The sequence below is a fragment of the Lysobacter korlensis genome, from assembly GCF_042434515.1.
In genome coordinates this window covers 1-16,158 of record NZ_JBHLTG010000004.1, presented here as the reverse complement: position 1 = coordinate 16,158, position 16,158 = coordinate 1, and the positions used below count along the sequence as shown (strand labels likewise).

Genomic DNA, 16,158 nt, shown 5'->3' with positions numbered 1-16,158 from the left:
CGTGCGGCGGATCAGCCCGCCGGGGTCGCGCCCGATACGGCGGGGGCCGACTGGCGACCAGCGGCCGGGGTCGGCCCCGGAACCGCCTGGGTCGCCGGGCTCACGCCCGCCGGGGTCAGCCTGGCCTTCTCGGCGGCGATCCACTGATCGAACTCCGCCCTCGGGACCGCCTTGACGACGATCGGCATGAACGCGTGGTCCTTGCCGCACAGCTCGGCGCACTGGCCGCGGTAGATGCCCGGCGTCGGGATTTCGGTCCAGGCCTCGTTGATCAGGCCCGGGATCGCGTCCTGCTTCCAGCCCAGCGCCGGCACCCACCATGCGTGGATGACGTCGTCGGCGGTCAGCACGAAGCGGATCTTGGTCTCGGTCGGCAGCACCAGGGCGTTGTCGACGTCGAGCAGGTAGTTCGCATGCTGGGCGAGCGTCGGCTGGACGCCGCTCTGGCGGATCTCGTCACTCTTGCGGTCCAGACGGCTCGTCAGCGAGACGTTCTGGCCGAGATAGTCGTACTTCCACATCCACTGGTAACCGGTGACCTTGACGGTCATCTCGGCGTTGCGGGTGTCGTACATCGCGATCAGCTTGCTGGTCGCGGGGAACGCCATCAGCACGAGCAGAAGGATCGGCACGACGGTCCAGAGGATCTCGAGCTTCGTGCTGTGGGTGAAGTCGCGGTCGGCGACGGCGCCCTTCGACTTGCGGAACCTGAACATCGCCACGGCCATTGCGCCGAACACGAGCACGCCGATGACCACGCAGATCCACAAGGCCAGCATGTGGGCCTCGTAGGCGTTCTCCGAAATCCGCGTGACACCCGGATTCATGTTCAGTTGCCAGCGCTGGGGCGCCGCATTAGCCGCAGTGACCGCCTCCTGTGCATAGGCGAGGAGCGGCAGCGCCATCGCGGTGATACCCGCGACCCACTGCTGGAAACGACCGGCTTTCATCAGTTCGAGCCCCAATAGAACAGCTTGAAATCAGCTTGGTTGTCGGGTGGTTGCGACATTCGCTCCGCCGGCCGCCGCGCCCGGCGCCACCCGCAGTTGCGGGGGACCGTCCGGGATCAGGTGACTGGCAGACCCCGCATGCCTTTGTCCGGGGTCTATCGCGCCTCGGCGGACCACGGCCGCAGGCGCTACGGATAACCGCGAAATGGTAGCGGTCCGACCGGGTAGCAGCAACCCGAGAACGCATTGAAGCGGAGTGCAATCGCAGGATTTGAGACTGCAGGCCTTCACGTGCAAAGCATCGGACGCGTTGGGCCAACCGGGCTGGAGCTGTTCAGGCTGCAGGCGCCCGCGCTGTCAGGCCACTCGCCGTCCTGATAGCGCTCGGCCTTAGACTATACGGCTCTTCACGCCAGTCCGTGGATGCGATGCTCTCCGACTCCCCGCCCGTCCAGACGGCCGCCTCCGGCGCCGCGCTGATCAGCCCTGAGCTGCCCCCTGCCCCGACCGGCCCGCGTGCGGCGATCACCGCCGCATGGGTGCGGGACGAGGCAGCCCATGTACATCGGCTCCTCGAACAGGCGCGACTGCCCGACGCCGATGCGCGCGCAGCGCAGACCACCGCGGCCGACCTGGTCACGCGGGTGCGCCGCCGCGCGACGGACCAGGGCGCGATCGAGGCCTTCATGCGCCAGTACGACCTCGGCAGCGAGGAAGGCGTGCTGCTGATGTGCGTCGCCGAGGCGCTGCTGCGCATCCCCGATGCCGACACCGCTGACCGGCTGATCCGCGACAAGCTCGGCGAAGCCGACTGGAAGCGCCATGTCGGCCAGTCCGACTCGGTGCTGGTCAACGCCTCGACCTGGGGTCTGATGCTGACCGGCCACCTCGTCGATCTGGCTGACCACACCAAGCGCGACGTGCACGGTGCGTTCAAGCGTCTGATCGGCCGCGTCGGTGAGCCGGTGATCCGGCTCGCGGTGCGCCAGGCGATGCGCATCATGGGCCACCAGTTCGTCATGGGCCGTACGATCGACGAAGCGCTTGCGCGCTCCCGCAAGGGCGACAACGCCGCCTACCGTTACTCGTTCGACATGCTCGGCGAAGGTGCGCTGACGACGAAGGACGCACTGCGTTATTTGCAGGCCTACCGCGACGCGATCCATGCGATTGGTCGCAGCGGCAACTTCGCAGGCACCGACGTGTTCGCCGCGCCGTCGATCTCCGTCAAGCTCTCGGCGCTGCACCCGCGCTATGAACACGCAAAGCGCGCGCGCGTGATTGCCGAGCTGACGCCCCGCGTGCTCGAACTGGCGCAACTGGCGAAGGGCTATGGCATCGGCTTCACAATCGATGCCGAAGAGGCCGACCGCCTCGAGTTGTCGCTCGATGTCATCGCCGGTGCGTACTGCGATGCATCGCTCGAGGGCTGGGAAGGCTACGGCTTGGCGATTCAGGCCTATCAGAAGCGCGCGCCGGAGGTCATCGAGTTCATCGCCGACCTGGCTCGCAAGACCGGTCGCCGCATTCCGGTGCGCCTAGTCAAGGGTGCCTACTGGGACAGCGAGGTCAAGCGCGCGCAGGTCGACGGTCAGGCGGGCTATCCGGTGTTCACCCGCAAGCCGAACACCGACGTGTCGTATCTCGCGAACGCGCGGCGCATGCTCGAGGCCGGCGATGCGATCTATCCGATGTTCGCGACGCACAATGCGCACACGATCGCCGCGATCCATCAGCGTGCGAAAACGCTCGGCCGCCTTGGGCATCTCGAATTCCAGAAGCTGCACGGCATGGGCGATGACCTGTATGCCGAAGTAATCCCGGCCGATCGCCTCGGTGTGCCCTGCCGCGTGTACGCGCCGGTCGGCAGCCACGAGGACCTGCTGCCGTACCTGGTACGCCGCCTGCTCGAGAACGGCGCGAACTCCAGCTTCGTCAACCGCATCACCGATGAGGAGGTCGCGATCGACGACCTCGTCCGCGACCCGGTGCAGATCGTCTCGGCATTCGAATCCATTCCGCATCCCCGCATTCCGCTGCCGGTCGACCTGTACCGGAGCTACGGCCTCGACAGGAGCAATTCCATGGGCGTGAACCTCGCCAACGACGACCAGCTGCGCGCGCTTTCGGAAGCGATCAACGCCGCCACTGCGCAGGCCTGGCGCGCCACGCCGCTGGTGCCGGGCGCGGGCACGTACAACGCGACCCAGCCGGTCACGAACCCCGCCGACCGGCGCGAGAAGATCGGCGAGTGGCAGCCTGCCGACAGCGCGACCGTCGAGCGCGCGCTGGCCAACGCGGTCGTCGCGCATGAGCGCTGGAACACGACGCCCGCCGCGAGCCGCGCCGCGATCCTCGAGCATGCCGCCGACCTCATGGAAGCACGCATGGCGGGCTTCATCGCGATGTGCACGAAGGAGGCCGGCAAGACGATCTCCGACGGCGTTGCCGAAGTGCGGGAAGCGGTGGACTTCCTGCGTTACTACGCCGCGCAGGCACGCGAACTGTTCAAGCCCGAGCCGCTGCCAGGCCCGACCGGTGAGTCGAACACGCTGCAGCTCTCCGGTCGTGGCGTGTTCGTGTGCATCTCGCCATGGAATTTCCCGCTTGCGATCTTCGCCGGCCAGGTCGCCGCTGCGCTCGCGGCCGGCAACAGCGTGATCGCCAAGCCTGCCGAGCAGACCAACCTGGTCGGCTATGCGGCCGTGAAGCTGTTGCACGAAGCCGGCGTGCCCGAGGACGTGCTGCAGTTCCTGCCGGGCGACGGTGCGACGGTCGGTGCGGCGCTCACGCGCGACCCGCGCATCGCGGGCGTCGCGTTCACCGGCTCGACGGACACCGCGCGTGCGATCAACCGTGCGCTCGCTGCACGCGATGCCGCAATCGGCGTGCTGATCGCCGAAACCGGCGGCCAGAATGCGTTGATCGCCGACTCCTCGTCGCTGCCTGAGCAGGTGATCAAGGATGCGGTCAGCTCTGCATTCACCTCTGCCGGTCAGCGCTGTTCGGCCGCACGCGTGCTGTTCGTACAGGACGACATCGCCGACAAGGTCATGTCGATGCTCGGTGGCGCGATGGCCGAACTCAAGGTCGGCGACCCAGGCCTGCTGTCGACCGACGTCGGACCGGTGATCGACGAGGACGCACTCGCGATGCTGCGCGAGCATGCCCAGCGCATGGACCGCGAGGCGAAGAAGATCGCGGAAGTCGAACTGCCCGAGTCGTGCGCGCATGGCAGCTTCTTTGCGCCGCGCGCCTATGCGATCGCCTCGCTCGACGTGCTGCACAAGGAGATCTTCGGGCCGGTGCTGCACGTGGTGCGCTGGAAGGCCGACCAGCTCGATGCCGTGATCGATGCGATCAACAAGACCGGCTATGGCCTGACGCTCGGCATCCACTCGCGTATCGACGAAACCATCGAGAAAATCGCGTCTCGCATCAAGGTCGGCAACTGCTACGTCAACCGCAACCAGATCGGCGCGGTCGTCGGCGTGCAGCCGTTCGGTGGCCAGGGGCTGTCCGGCACCGGCCCGAAGGCCGGCGGACCGCACTATCTGCCGCGGTTCACGACCGAAAAGACGATCACGATCAACACGACCGCCGCCGGCGGCAATGCATCGCTGCTGACGCTCGGCGACTGATCGGGGCAACCGGCGTGCCGGGAAAACCCCGCTTCGGCGGGGTTTTCTTTTGGCTGTGCAACCGGATGCGCAGGGCGAGCGGGCGCAGGAAGCCGGGGCGTCGCCGGAGGGATGAAGGGACGCATGACGCGGCGCAGGGACATGCGTGTGCTGCACACGGGCGAGCGACCAGCGGATGCGGATGCTATCGACGCCAAACGCAGAGTTCCAAAGCGACGGTCCGGCGACCGGCTGCCGATTTACGCAGCACTGACCAGAACAAAAAAGCCCCGCCGAAGCGGGGCTTTTCGGTACTGCGAACCGCTGCGATCAGAAGCGGTACTGCGCCGAGACGCCGAACAGGTTGACCGCGCTGTCGTACGAACCGAACAGACGCTGGCCGCCCTGCGCCGGCGGCGTAACGATCGCGACCACGGGCCTGTCAGGCTTGATGTGCGTGTACGCGAAGTTCAGCTGCAGCGCATCGCTGAACTGCCAGGTCGCACCGAGCGAATACCACTTGCGGTCCTCGTCGGGCAGGCGCGGCGTGCGGAACTGGTACGTGGTCGGCGTCTCGTCGTACGCATAACCGGCTCGCAGCATCCACGCGTCGTTGAGCTTGAACTCGCCACCGAGCGCCATGAAGCGCGTGGTCGACCAATTGAACTCCTCGACCGAATCCGGATCCGGATTGGCGAAGTTGATCCGCACTTCCTCCAGCGACTCCCAGCCGGTCTCGGCGTAGGTCGTGGACAGCTTGAACGCATCCGTGAACTGGTAGCTCACCGCGAGCGTGGTGATCGACGGTGTGGTCAGGTCGGCGGTGACCGCCCCGTCGCGGAACAGTGCCGCACGGCCGACAGCGTCGAGCGTCGCGCGCGCCTGTGTCGGCACGGTCCAGTCGGCCTCGCCTTCGAGGTCGTAATCGATTTCGGACTGGTGCGAGAAGCCGATCGTGAGCTTGTCGGTCGCCTGCAGCGCGGCGCCGATCACCCAGCCGATGCCGTTGTCGGCGCCGGTGATCTCGGCGAAGCCGTCCGATCCCTGCGGACGCGCGAACGCGGGCGCGGTCGGGCGGGCCGCCGGCGGCAGGCCGAGGAACAGCAGGCTGCCGAAATCGACCGCCTTGGACAGGGTCACGTCGGCGCGCGAGAACACGAGGCCTGCGCCAACGGAGAAGCGGTCCGGCACGACGTCGAGCGCGGCCGAAAGCGTCAGGTTGACGATCTCCAGGCCCGACTCGATCGCGTAGTAACGGCCCACGAAATCGCGCTCGTACTCGGTCTTCAGGCCGAACGGCGCGCTGACCATTGCGCCCACCGCAAGGCCGTTGTCGAACTTGTGCACGACGGACATCGCCGGTACGGCAGCGGGGTCACCCACATCGCCACCGTTGCTGCCGCTGAGCGGGCGGCCGGTGATATCGAAGCCGCCGCCACTGAACTCGGAATCGACGTTGATCACCGACAGGTCGGTCTGCACCGCGGTGCCGGTAAAACGGGTCATCAACGCCGGATTGTTGACGACGACCGACGTGTCATCTTTCGCAACCGCCGAGCCCGAGAATGCGCTTCCCATCGACTTGACGCTGTTTTCCTTGAGCTGGAAGCCCGAAGCGTGGACCTGGCCGAACGCGAGTGCGCCGGCAATGCCCATCGCGAGCGCCGACAGGCGCGTAATGCGGTGTGCGTACTGCATGAGGTGTAATCTCCGCTGGAATATGTTCTGGAAGCCGTGGCGCTCAGGGCATGCCGTCGCCGCGGCAGCCGACGCGCTTGTCGCGTCCGCCTCCCCGCCCCAACGTACGACATCGTATGCACTATAGCGCGGGCTTTAACCTGAAGGTAACAATTGCCAGTGGGGCCGCCATCTCAGATTCACGCACCGCTCGGGCCCGTCAGAAGTGACGATGTTCATCGCGCTCCCTTCGCGCGACAAGGCCCCGCTGCGGTGGGCTACGCCGCTGCTGTTCGCGTTGCTGTGGGGCAGTTTCATCGCCGCCGTGCTGCTGCCCGATGCCCAGCAGCGCCAGCTCGTACTGAACTGGGGAGCGCTGTCGAGCGGGCTGAACCAGCCGGCGGCCTGGGTGGACGCGGCCCGCGACGGCACGCTGGGCCGCCTGGTCAGCGCGCTGTTTTTGCATGCGGATTGGTCGCACCTGCTCGGTAACCTGCTGTTCCTGCTCATCTTCGGCCTACCCGCCGAACGCGCGATGGGTCCGTGGCGCCTGCTGGGGCTGTTCCTGCTCGGCGGAGCGGCGGCGAACCTCGCCGCGGTCATCGCGATCGGCTCGCCCGATCGGCTCATCATCGGTGCCAGCGGAGCGGTGTCGGCGATGATCGGAGCCTACCTCGCGCTGTTCCCGGCCGCCCGGCTCGGCGTGGTGCTGCCGCTGGGCCTGTATCTGCAGTTCGTGCGCGCTCCGGCTGCGTTGCTGATCGGTCTTTGGGCGGCGCTGCAACTCATCTATACGTTCATCGGCCCGGCGTTCGGCGCGGTGGCCTGGTCGGCGCACCTTGCCGGCTTCGCGTTTGGTGGCGCGTTCGCATTGCTCGCGCGGGGCGGCATCGCGCGCCGGCTGCGGAGACGACGCGGTTATTAGAGGCGCTGCCCGTCCGCGTTGAAAGCCGGCGTCGGACGCCCCATCTGGGCGGTAACGGCTCCCTGCCACCTGTCCGACCTCCATGCCCAAGCCGCTCTACAAAGTCACCTTTCTTAACGCCGGCAAGGTGTACGAGCTGTACGCGCGCCACGTCGCCTCAGGCGCGCTGTGGGGCTTCACGGAGGTGGGCGAGCTCGTGTTCGACGTTCACGACGGGCTCGTGATCGACCCGACCGAGGAGCGACTACGCGACGAGTTCGGCAATACCCGGGTGCTGCACCTGCCGATGCACAGCATCGTGCGTGTCGAGGAGGTCGAGCACAAACGCCAGTCGGCGATCCGCGATGCCGCGACCGGGGAAAAGGTCGTAACCCCGTTCCCTCTGCCTGCAAAACCGCGCTGAGCCGGGTCGGCGCCGTCATCGCGGTGCCTAGGTAATCGCGCCCACCCGCATCACCGGTGATGCGGGTGCGGCACCGCCGCGGCGTCAGCAGCGCATTCGAGGCAATTAGTCGGTTAGGGCTTCGGCGGTGAAGCCGGTGGCGGCGTGGTTTTAGAGGGAACGGAGGTAGGGGCCGGGCTCGAAGCTGCGTCTGGAGTCGGCGCCGCTGGAGCCGAAGCCGGTGCTGGAGGAGTCGGTGCTGCGGGAGTCGGAGCCGAAGCGGGATTCGGCGGTGCAGGAGTCGGGGCCGGGTTCGGCGCCGTTGAAGTCGGAGCCGACGCGGGTGCTGTGGGAGCCGAGACCGGAGCCGGAGTCGCTGCCGCCGGCGCCGAGCCCGGTGCCGCAATCCGCTTCAGCTCCACAAGTGCTGCACTGATCGGGGCCTCGCCTTCGAGTACCTCGCCTGCCTGCGAGTTCTCGCCTTCCTTCTCGCCGCTCAGATGCCCCGGCAGGCTCGCCTCGCTGACGCGTCCACGCGGCCGGCGCGTGGCATCGCCCTCGGCCTGCAGGACCACATCGGGCGCGATGCCCGACGCCTGGATCGAGCGTCCGCTGGGCGTGTAGTAGCGCGCGGTGGTCAGCTTCACCGAGTCGCCGTTGTCGAGCGGCAGCAACGTCTGCACCGAGCCCTTGCCGAACGTGCGGCTGCCGACGATGCGGGCTCGCCCGTTGTCGGCCAATGCGCCCGCCAGCACCTCGGACGCGCTTGCCGAGCCCGCATCGACGAGCACCACGACCGGCGCGCCATCGAGGCGATCGCCGGGTGTCGCAGCGAATTGCGCATCGGTGATCGCGATCCGGCCGCGCGTGCTCACGATCTGTCCGCGTTCGAGCAGGTCATCGGCAATCTGCACCGCCGCAGTCAGCAGTCCGCCGGGATTGCTGCGCACATCGATCACCAGGCCACGCAACTTCCCGCCCGCCTTCGATTTGAGCGCTGCCAGCTCGCGCTCGAAATCGGCGGCAGTGTCGGCCTGGAACGCGCTGATGCGCAGGTAGCCGTAGCCCGGCTCGAGCATGCGGCCGCGCACGCTCGCGATGCGGATCGTCTCGCGCATCACCGGAATCTCGAGCGGCTTGTCGGTGCCCTGACGGAGGATCGTCAGCGTGACCTGGGTTCCGGCCTTGCCGCGCAGCGGCGCCGAGCTGTCGCCTTCGTCGACCTTGAACGGCTTGCCGTCGATCGCAACGATCACGTCGCCGGACTTGATGCCGGCGCGGGCCGCCGGGGTCCCGTCGATCGGCGCTATCACGCGTAGCGTGCCGTCGGACTGGCGCTGCAGTTCTACGCCGATGCCTTCGTACGCGCCGCGCGCGCCTTCTTCGAAGTCCTCGGCATCGGCCTTCTGCATGTAGACGCTGTGCGGATCGAGCTCGAACAGCAGCCCGCGCACGGCCGATTGCATCAGCTTGGCATCGTCGATCGGCTCCACGTAGGCCTGCTTGATCGCGTTGTAGACCTCGACGTAGCGGCGGATCTCGTCGACCGGGACTTTCGTCGCTGCGCCGGCCGCCGTTGACGGTGCCGCAGCGTCGCTCTTGGGTTTGGCAGGGGCCTGCTGCGCCTGGGCAGGCATCAGGACCAGGGCGAGCGCGAGCGCTAGAAGGGAACGCATCGGCATGGAACGACTCCGTAAACCGGGAAAAGGTTCGACCGCGGCAGCGCGCGGCGGTTCACGCAGTTGACCACGGCCAGCGCGAAGGGGAGGCCATCGACCCGCAGCCGGCCGATCACCGTGGATGCGCTGCAGCGCCCGCTCACCGCCGCAGCCACGAGGCCGGGTTGACCGGTGCGCCGTTGCGGCGCAGTTCGAAGTAGACCGCGGCGCGCCCGTGCCCCCCGGAAGTCCCGACGGTCGCGACCGCGTCGCCGCGTCGTACCTGCTGGCCTGACGATTTGAGCAGCGCGTCGTTGTGGGCATACAGGCTCATGTAGCCGTTGCCGTGATCGATGATCAGCAACAGACCGTAACCGGTCATCCATTCGGCATAGACCACGCTGCCGTCGGCGACCGCCTTGACCGGACTGCCGGCCGGCGCACCGATCAGCAGACCGTCGCTCGTGCGGCCGTCGGGCATGCGCGCGCCGAAGCCGGCCAGCAGCGCGCCCGATGCAGGCCAGCCGAGGCCGCCAACCTGTGGCGCGGGCGCCCGGGTGGCAGGCGCGGCCGCACGCTTCGATCCCGCGGCCCGGGCCGGCTCACGCCGCACCGCGCGCGCCGCGGCATCGCGCTCGGCTTTTTTGCGGGCGGCCGCGGCAACGCGCAGCCGCTTGAGCAGCTGTTCGAGTGCGCGCGCATCGCGGCCCAGTGCCTGCTCGCGTGATCGGCTGTCCTGGTAACGCGCGTCGAGGCGCGACACGAGTCGCGCGCGCTCTTTCCTGGCACGTTCGAGCTCGGCGAGCTCGCGCCGCTGGGCGTCACGCATCGCATCGAGCTGTGCTCGCCGCTGCACGACATCGCGCTCGAGCGCATCGAGCTGGCGCAGTTCGCTGCCGAGCTGGCCGATCCGCTGGGCGCGATCGCGCTGCAGGTAACGGTGATAGACCAGCAACCGCTGCCCGTCGGCGATACGGTCCTGCGCGAGCAGCGCCTTCAACGGCGCGGCTTCGCCCTGTGCGTAGGCCGCGCGCAGCAGTTGCGACAGCTCAGCCCGATGGCCGGCCAGCGAAGCACGCATCGCCGCGCGGCGCTCCTGCACGGTTGCCAGTGCAGCTTCGTCGCGGGCGAGTTGCTGCTCCAGATCACGCAGGCGGCGCCCGGTCTCGCCCACCTTTTCATCCGCTGCGCGCAACTGCCGGGCCGCTTCGCCACGCTCGCCTTCCAGACGCCGCCGCTCGGCGGCAACGGCGTCGAGTTCACGCTTGACGTTCGCAAGCCGGCGCTCGGCCTCGCGGCTGGACTGCGCTGCGGCGGGAATCGCGAACGCCAGCGCAAGCAGCGTGCACAGCGCGAACGCCACTGCACGCAAGTGACGCGTCATCCGAGCAGGCTGGCGCCGGTCATCTCGGCCGGCGGCGCAACGCCGAGCAGATCGAGGATCGTCGGCGCAACGTCACGCAACGCGCCGCCGCTGCGCAGCGATGCCGCGCGCGGGCCGCAATAGACCAGCGGCACCGGGCCGATCGTGTGGGCGGTATGCGGCTGGCCGGAGTCCGGGTCGCGCATCATTTCGACATTGCCGTGGTCGGCAGTGATGATCAGCGCGCCGCCGACTTCTCGGACCGCATCGCGCACCGCGCCGATCGCGATGTCGACCGCTTCGGCAGCCTGGATCGCCGCAGCGAGGATGCCGCTGTGGCCGACCATGTCGGGATTCGCGATGTTGCAGATCGCGACATCGACGTCGCGGTTGCGGATCGCGGCGACGAGCTTTTCGGTGACTTCGGGGCAGCTCATCTCCGGCTGCAGGTCATAGGTCGCGACGTTCGGGCTCGGCACGAGGATGCGCGATTCACCCGCGTACTCGTCCTCGCGTCCGCCGCTGAAAAAGAACGTCACGTGCGCGTACTTTTCAGTCTCGGCGATGCGCAGCTGGCGCAGGCCGTTGGCGGCCAGCACTTCACCGAGGGTGTTGCGCAGATCATCCGGGCCGAACGCGACCGGTGCCGGCAGCTTGGCGTCGTATTCGGTCAGGCACACGAACCGCGCCAGTTGCGGGCGACGGGCGTCGAAGCCGTCGAAATCGGGCAGCACGAACGCGGCCGTCAACTGCCGTGCGCGGTCGGCGCGGAAGTTCATGAAGACCACCGCATCGCCGTCGCGCACGCCTGCCGGAACATCAGTGCCGGCGGAGATCACGGTCGGCGCGACGAACTCGTCGTTCTCGCCGCGTGCATACGCAGCATCTAGCGCAGCCAGCGCATCGTTCGCGCGGTGCTCGGCCGCGCCCGCGACAATCGCGTTCCAGGCGCGCTGCACGCGGTCCCAGCGCTTGTCGCGATCCATCGCAAAGTACCGTCCGCTGACGCTGGCAATGCGCGCGTTGCCGAGCCGCTCGCAGACGGCCTGCAGGCGCTCCAGGCTCGGCTGCGCCGAACGCGGCGGCGTGTCGCGTCCATCCAGGAACGCATGTACGGCAACATCGGCGACGCCTTCGCGCTTCGCGAGTTCGAGCATCGCGAAGATGTGCTGCTCGTGGCTGTGCACACCGCCCGGCGACAGCAACCCCATCACGTGCAGCGTGCCGCCCTGGCCCACGGCTGCGCAGGCCGCGCGCAGCTCGTCGTTCGCATAGAAGCTGCCGTCCTCGATCGCCGCGTCGACGCGGGTCAGGTCCTGGTAGACGATGCGGCCCGCGCCGAGGTTCATGTGGCCGACCTCGGAGTTGCCCATCTGCCCGTCCGGCAGGCCGACATGCCGGCCTTCGGTATGGATCAGCGTATTCGGGCATTCGCCGAGCAGCGCGCGCCAGTTCGGCAGGTTCGCCTGCGCCAGCGCGTTGTCGGCCGTCTCTTCACGGTGGCCCCAGCCGTCGAGAATCATCAGCACGACAGGGGAGATTGCAGGCACGGCGGAATCTGACACGTCCAAGGTCCTAATGACTTCGGGCAGGTGCCCGGCGGTGGCTGGAGTGCGATTGTAACGAAGCGGCCGGTGAAGCCCGGCCTCGCTCCCGGCCGTGCATGCGCGGCTGTTACCCGCCCCGCCTCGGAGACCTGCCATGTTCCTGCGTTCCGCCCTCGCCGCATCGCTCGGCCTTGCGCTCGCCTCGCCCGCCCTCGCCGTCGACCAGAACATCGAGAAGGTCAACGGCAGCATCACTGCCGAGGCCGGCAGCCGCTACGGCCAGCTCGAAACCGTCAACGGCAGCATCCGCGTCGGGGCCAGCGCGCGCACCGGCAGTATCGAGACCGTCAACGGCGGCGTGCATGTGGACGAGAACGCACGCGTGGGTGGCGTCGAAACCGTCAACGGTGCGATCCGGGTCGGGCCCGGCAGCACGCTGGCCGGCAATGTCGGGACCGTCAACGGCGGCATCTTCATCGACCGCGGCGGTGCGGTGCGCGGCGCGGTCGAGACCGTCAACGGCGCGATCGGGCTGGTCGATACCGACGTCGACAAGGGCATCAGCACGGTCAACGGCGATATCACCGTCGGGGTCGGCTCGCATGTGCGCGGCGGCATTCGCGTCGAGAAGCAGCCGCAGTGGCTGGGCATGGGAATCCGGCGCAAGCCGCGGATCGTGATCGGCCCGCAGGCGCGCGTGGACGGCCCGCTCGTGTTCGAACGCGACGTCGTGCTGTACGTGCACGACTCGGCCAAGACCGGCGCGATCACCGGCGCCCAGGCGATCCGCTTCAGCACGCCGACGCCGCCCGACAAGAACTGATCCGCCGGGTCGAGTGCGCTGGCGGGGAGGCCCCAACCGCCCGTCCCGGCAAGCCGTCATCACCGGGGCCGTGCCTAGAATGGCCCGGTTGCCGGGCTGGTCCGGCGGATCCGGAGGCGCCATGTCCCGTCATCGATTGTTCTTTGCCGCTGCCGTCGCCGGCACGCTGGTCGCCGGCGGCTGCGACCGCGAAAGCGCACCGGCCCCGGCTGCCGCGCCCGCACCCGCGGTTGCGCCCCAGGCCGCTGCAACGAACTTCCAGCCGACGATCACTGCCGACGATTTCGTCGCGCACGTGAAAACGCTCGCATCGGACGAGTTCGAAGGCCGTGCGCCCGGGAGTGCCGGCGAGGAGAAAACGGTCGAGTACCTGAAGGCGCAGTTCCAGCGCATGGGCCTGCAGCCCGGCAATGGCGACAGCTACTTCCAGACCGTGCCGATGGTGGAGAGCACGGCCGACCCGAACACCGTGCTGCGGCTCGACGTCGACGGCAAGCCGCGCGAGCTCAAGTTCGGCACCGACATGGTGGTCGGCACGCGCACCGGCCAACAGAAAGTCTCGATCAAGGACAGCGACCTCGTGTTCGTCGGTTACGGCGTCAACGCGCCCGAGCAGAACTGGAACGACTACGCCGGCGTGGACGTCAAGGGCAAGACGGTCGTCATGCTCGTCAACGATCCCGGCTTCCACGCGCAGGACCCGAAGCTGTTCGAGGGCAAGCGCATGACCTACTACGGGCGCTGGACCTACAAGTTCGAGGAGGCCGCGCGCCAGGGCGCCGCCGCGGCGCTGATCATCCATGACACCGAAGGGGCGTCGTACGGCTGGGACGTGGTGAAGAATTCCTGGTCGGGCGCCCAGTTCGACCTGCCCGCCTCGGACGATCCGGAACCGCGTCTGCCGGCGCAGGGGTGGATCAGCGCGGATGCGGCGCGGACGCTGCTGCGCGACCTCGGCCACGACCTGGACGGGCTGTACCGCGCGGCGAACCAGCGCGGTTTCAAGGCGATCCCGCTTGATGCGAGCGCGTCGCTCGAGCTCGACAGCCAGATCAGCCGCAAGAGTTCGCGCAACGTGGTCGCAAAGCTGCCGGGAGCGAAGCGCCCGGACGAGGCGATCGTCTATATGGCGCACTGGGATCACCTGGGCAATCATGCGCACGAGGGTGAGCCCGCGCCGGCGGCCGGTGAGGACGCGATCTATAACGGTGCGATCGATAACGCGACCGGCGTCGCCGGCATTCTCGAAATTGCCGGTGCATTCGCTGCGCAGAATCCGAAGCCGGATCGGAGCGTCGTGTTCCTTGCGGTCACGCTCGAGGAGTCCGGCCTGCTCGGCTCGAAGTACTACGTCGCACATCCGTCGATGCCGCTCGAGAAGACGGTCGCGGTGATCAACCTCGATGCGATGCCGGTGCTGGGGCCGTCGCGCGACATGACGGTCGTCGGTTTCGGCAGCTCCGAGCTGGAGGACATGCTCAAGACCGCCGCCGACGGACAGGGCCGGGTGCTGCATGCTGAAGCGACGCCGGAAGACGGATTCTATTTCCGCTCCGATCACTTCAACTTCGCCAAAGCGGGCGTGCCCGCGCTGTACGCCAAAGGCGGCGAGGATCTGATTGAGGGCGGCACCGGCGCCGGGCAGGCCGCCCAGGTCGATTACCGCGACAACCGCTACCACAAGCCCTCTGATCAGTACGACGCGTCGTGGAACGTGACTGGCGTGGTGCAGGACCTGGAAGCGCTGTACGCGGTGGGCCGCGAACTTTCGGGTAACGAGCGCTGGCCGAAGTGGTACGAGGGCAACGCTTTCCGCGCGGCCGGCGACCGGCTGCAGGCCCAGCGCGGCGAAGCTGCCGCTACCTCGCCGTCCGGGGCTCCGTAGGGCCGAGAGCGCCCGCGGCCGTCAGTTGGCGGTCGCGGCGCAACCGGCGCGGCCCACACTGTTGCTGCGGCGAGCGAAATCGTTGGGTAGCCTGTGCACCCGCGATCCGGTGAGCCGCATGTCGATATCGATTGCCTACTGGTGCGTGCTCGCAGCCGCGCTGCAGCCGTACCTGTGGATTCTCGTCGCAAAGCTGCCGCGCGCCGGCGGCGACCGCTACGACAACCGCGACCCGCGCATATGGCTCGCGCACCAGACCGATCCGCGCACCCAACGGGCGAACGCGGCGCACCAGAACAGCTTTGAAGCGTTCGGACCGTTCGCCGCAGGCGTCGTGCTTGCGCAGGTCGCCGGGGTCGATCACACCACGATTGCATCGCTCGCAGTCGCGTTTGTACTGCTGCGCCTGTGCTTCGGCATCTTCTACCTGACAGGGCGATCGACACTGCGCAGCCTTGTCTGGGCCGCGGCCTTTGCGTGCGTGATCGCGCTGCTTGCGCAGGCCGCCTGGGCGGCTGCGGCTGCGGCTGCGACTGCGACTGTGCCAGCGTCGCCGTGAAGCCGCGCTCTGAACAATCGCAGCAGCCCGAAGCACTTGGGCAGCTCCAACGCGACGGCTTCGCGTTCCTGCGCGGGGGCGAACTGCGGACTCAACTGCTCGCGTCGGGCGACCTCAGCGATTGGGCAGCCTTCGCAGAGAGCTGGAACCGACTCGCCATCGACCCCTACCTCGCGGCGACCGGCCGCCGGCGTCTCCGGCGCCACGGCGTGTTCCGACTGCATCCGTCCGGCGTGCTTGAGCAGCAGCCCGCTCAGGCGCACTTTCAGACGGTCGAGAACAACATCCTGCAGGGCGGGATCGAGCGATGGTTCGAGCCGCTGGAGCCTCGGGTCGCCGCCAGCCGTGCGCTCGAGGCGCTGGTCAAGTTCGGAGGCGATGCGTTTGACGCGCTCGACGACGGTGCTACCCCGCGGGAATGGCGCGTCGAGGTCCATCAGTTCCGGATCGAAGCGCACCTCGACCAAGCAGGCGAGCCCACTCCGGAAGGCGCACACCGCGACGGCGTCGACTGGGTGTTTGTCGCCCTGATCGACCGGGTCAACATCTCAAGCGGAACCACGACCGTGCACCGGCCCGACGGACTGCTGCTGGGCTCGTTCACTTTGGAACGGCCGCTGGACGCCGCACTCGTCAACGACCGCCGCATCCTCCATGGGGTTACACCTGTTAAGGCGTTCGACCCGTCGCTTCCCGCGTATCGCGACGTGATGGTCGTCACTTACACGGCCTTGGACCGCTGAGCGCGGGCAAGCGGGCGGATCGTCAA

12 protein-coding genes are annotated in these 16,158 nt (G+C 68.1%); 7 read left to right on the top strand and 5 right to left on the bottom strand.

Going from position 1 to position 16,158, the window contains the following annotated elements:
- Positions 1-11: 11 nt before the first annotated feature.
- Positions 12-905 (bottom strand): cytochrome c oxidase subunit II, encoded by an 894-nt coding sequence (coxB, locus tag ACFFGH_RS16600; protein WP_386671248.1) that lies wholly within the window; start codon positions 903-905, stop codon positions 12-14.
- 473 nt (positions 906-1,378) lie between these two features.
- On the opposite strand from coxB, the gene putA reads away from it, so the two are divergent.
- Entirely contained in the window at positions 1,379-4,591 is a 3,213-nt protein-coding gene (gene putA / locus ACFFGH_RS16595) for a bifunctional proline dehydrogenase/L-glutamate gamma-semialdehyde dehydrogenase PutA (RefSeq protein ID WP_386670301.1), read from the top strand.
- A gap of 309 nt (positions 4,592-4,900) precedes the next feature.
- Here the strand turns inward: putA and ACFFGH_RS16590 are convergent, their stop codons facing one another.
- Positions 4,901-6,268 carry an OmpP1/FadL family transporter gene (locus tag ACFFGH_RS16590; RefSeq protein WP_386670299.1) on the bottom strand — a complete coding sequence of 456 codons (1,368 nt, stop codon included), beginning with the start codon at positions 6,266-6,268 and terminating at the stop codon, positions 4,901-4,903.
- A 211-nt stretch (positions 6,269-6,479) separates the two neighbouring features.
- On the opposite strand from ACFFGH_RS16590, the gene ACFFGH_RS16585 reads away from it, so the two are divergent.
- Both ACFFGH_RS16585 and ACFFGH_RS16580 read left to right on the top strand, forming a co-directional pair.
- The gene (locus tag ACFFGH_RS16585; protein WP_386670297.1) at positions 6,480-7,172 is read left to right on the top strand and encodes a rhomboid family intramembrane serine protease; all 693 of its coding nucleotides are present in this window, start codon (positions 6,480-6,482) and stop codon (positions 7,170-7,172) included.
- Positions 7,173-7,254: 82 nt separating this feature from the next.
- A complete protein-coding gene (locus ACFFGH_RS16580; RefSeq protein WP_386670296.1) occupies positions 7,255-7,575 on the top strand; it encodes a DUF1820 family protein in 321 nt (106 codons plus the stop codon).
- Positions 7,576-7,688: 113 nt separating this feature from the next.
- Here the strand turns inward: ACFFGH_RS16580 and ACFFGH_RS16575 are convergent, their stop codons facing one another.
- From ACFFGH_RS16575 to gpmI, 3 genes are all read right to left on the bottom strand, one after another.
- A complete protein-coding gene (locus ACFFGH_RS16575; RefSeq protein ID WP_446686154.1) occupies positions 7,689-9,236 on the bottom strand; it encodes a S41 family peptidase in 1,548 nt (515 codons plus the stop codon).
- Between the two features lie 136 nt (positions 9,237-9,372).
- Positions 9,373-10,596 carry a murein hydrolase activator EnvC family protein gene (locus ACFFGH_RS16570; protein ID WP_386670294.1) on the bottom strand — a complete coding sequence of 408 codons (1,224 nt, stop codon included), beginning with the start codon at positions 10,594-10,596 and terminating at the stop codon, positions 9,373-9,375.
- The gene (gpmI, locus tag ACFFGH_RS16565; protein ID WP_386670292.1) at positions 10,593-12,278 is read right to left on the bottom strand and encodes a 2,3-bisphosphoglycerate-independent phosphoglycerate mutase; all 1,686 of its coding nucleotides are present in this window, start codon (positions 12,276-12,278) and stop codon (positions 10,593-10,595) included. The genes ACFFGH_RS16570 and gpmI overlap by 4 nt, the downstream gene beginning before the upstream one ends.
- On the opposite strand from gpmI, the gene ACFFGH_RS16560 reads away from it, so the two are divergent.
- From ACFFGH_RS16560 to ACFFGH_RS16545, 4 genes are all read left to right on the top strand, one after another.
- On the top strand, positions 12,277-12,945 hold the full coding sequence (locus ACFFGH_RS16560; protein WP_386670290.1) for a DUF4097 family beta strand repeat-containing protein: 669 nt from the start codon (positions 12,277-12,279) through the stop codon (positions 12,943-12,945). The two genes, gpmI and ACFFGH_RS16560, sit on opposite strands and share 2 nt — an antisense overlap.
- A 121-nt stretch (positions 12,946-13,066) precedes the next feature.
- Positions 13,067-14,830, top strand: a complete 1,764-nt coding sequence (locus ACFFGH_RS16555; protein WP_386671244.1) for a M28 family metallopeptidase — start codon at positions 13,067-13,069, stop codon at positions 14,828-14,830.
- A gap of 25 nt (positions 14,831-14,855) precedes the next feature.
- Positions 14,856-15,389 carry an MAPEG family protein gene (locus ACFFGH_RS16550; RefSeq protein ID WP_386670288.1) on the top strand — a complete coding sequence of 178 codons (534 nt, stop codon included), beginning with the start codon at positions 14,856-14,858 and terminating at the stop codon, positions 15,387-15,389.
- Positions 15,386-16,132, top strand: a complete 747-nt coding sequence (locus tag ACFFGH_RS16545) for a 2OG-Fe dioxygenase family protein (protein ID WP_386670286.1) — start codon at positions 15,386-15,388, stop codon at positions 16,130-16,132. The genes ACFFGH_RS16550 and ACFFGH_RS16545 overlap by 4 nt, the downstream gene beginning before the upstream one ends.
- The last annotated feature ends 26 nt before the right edge of the window (positions 16,133-16,158 follow it).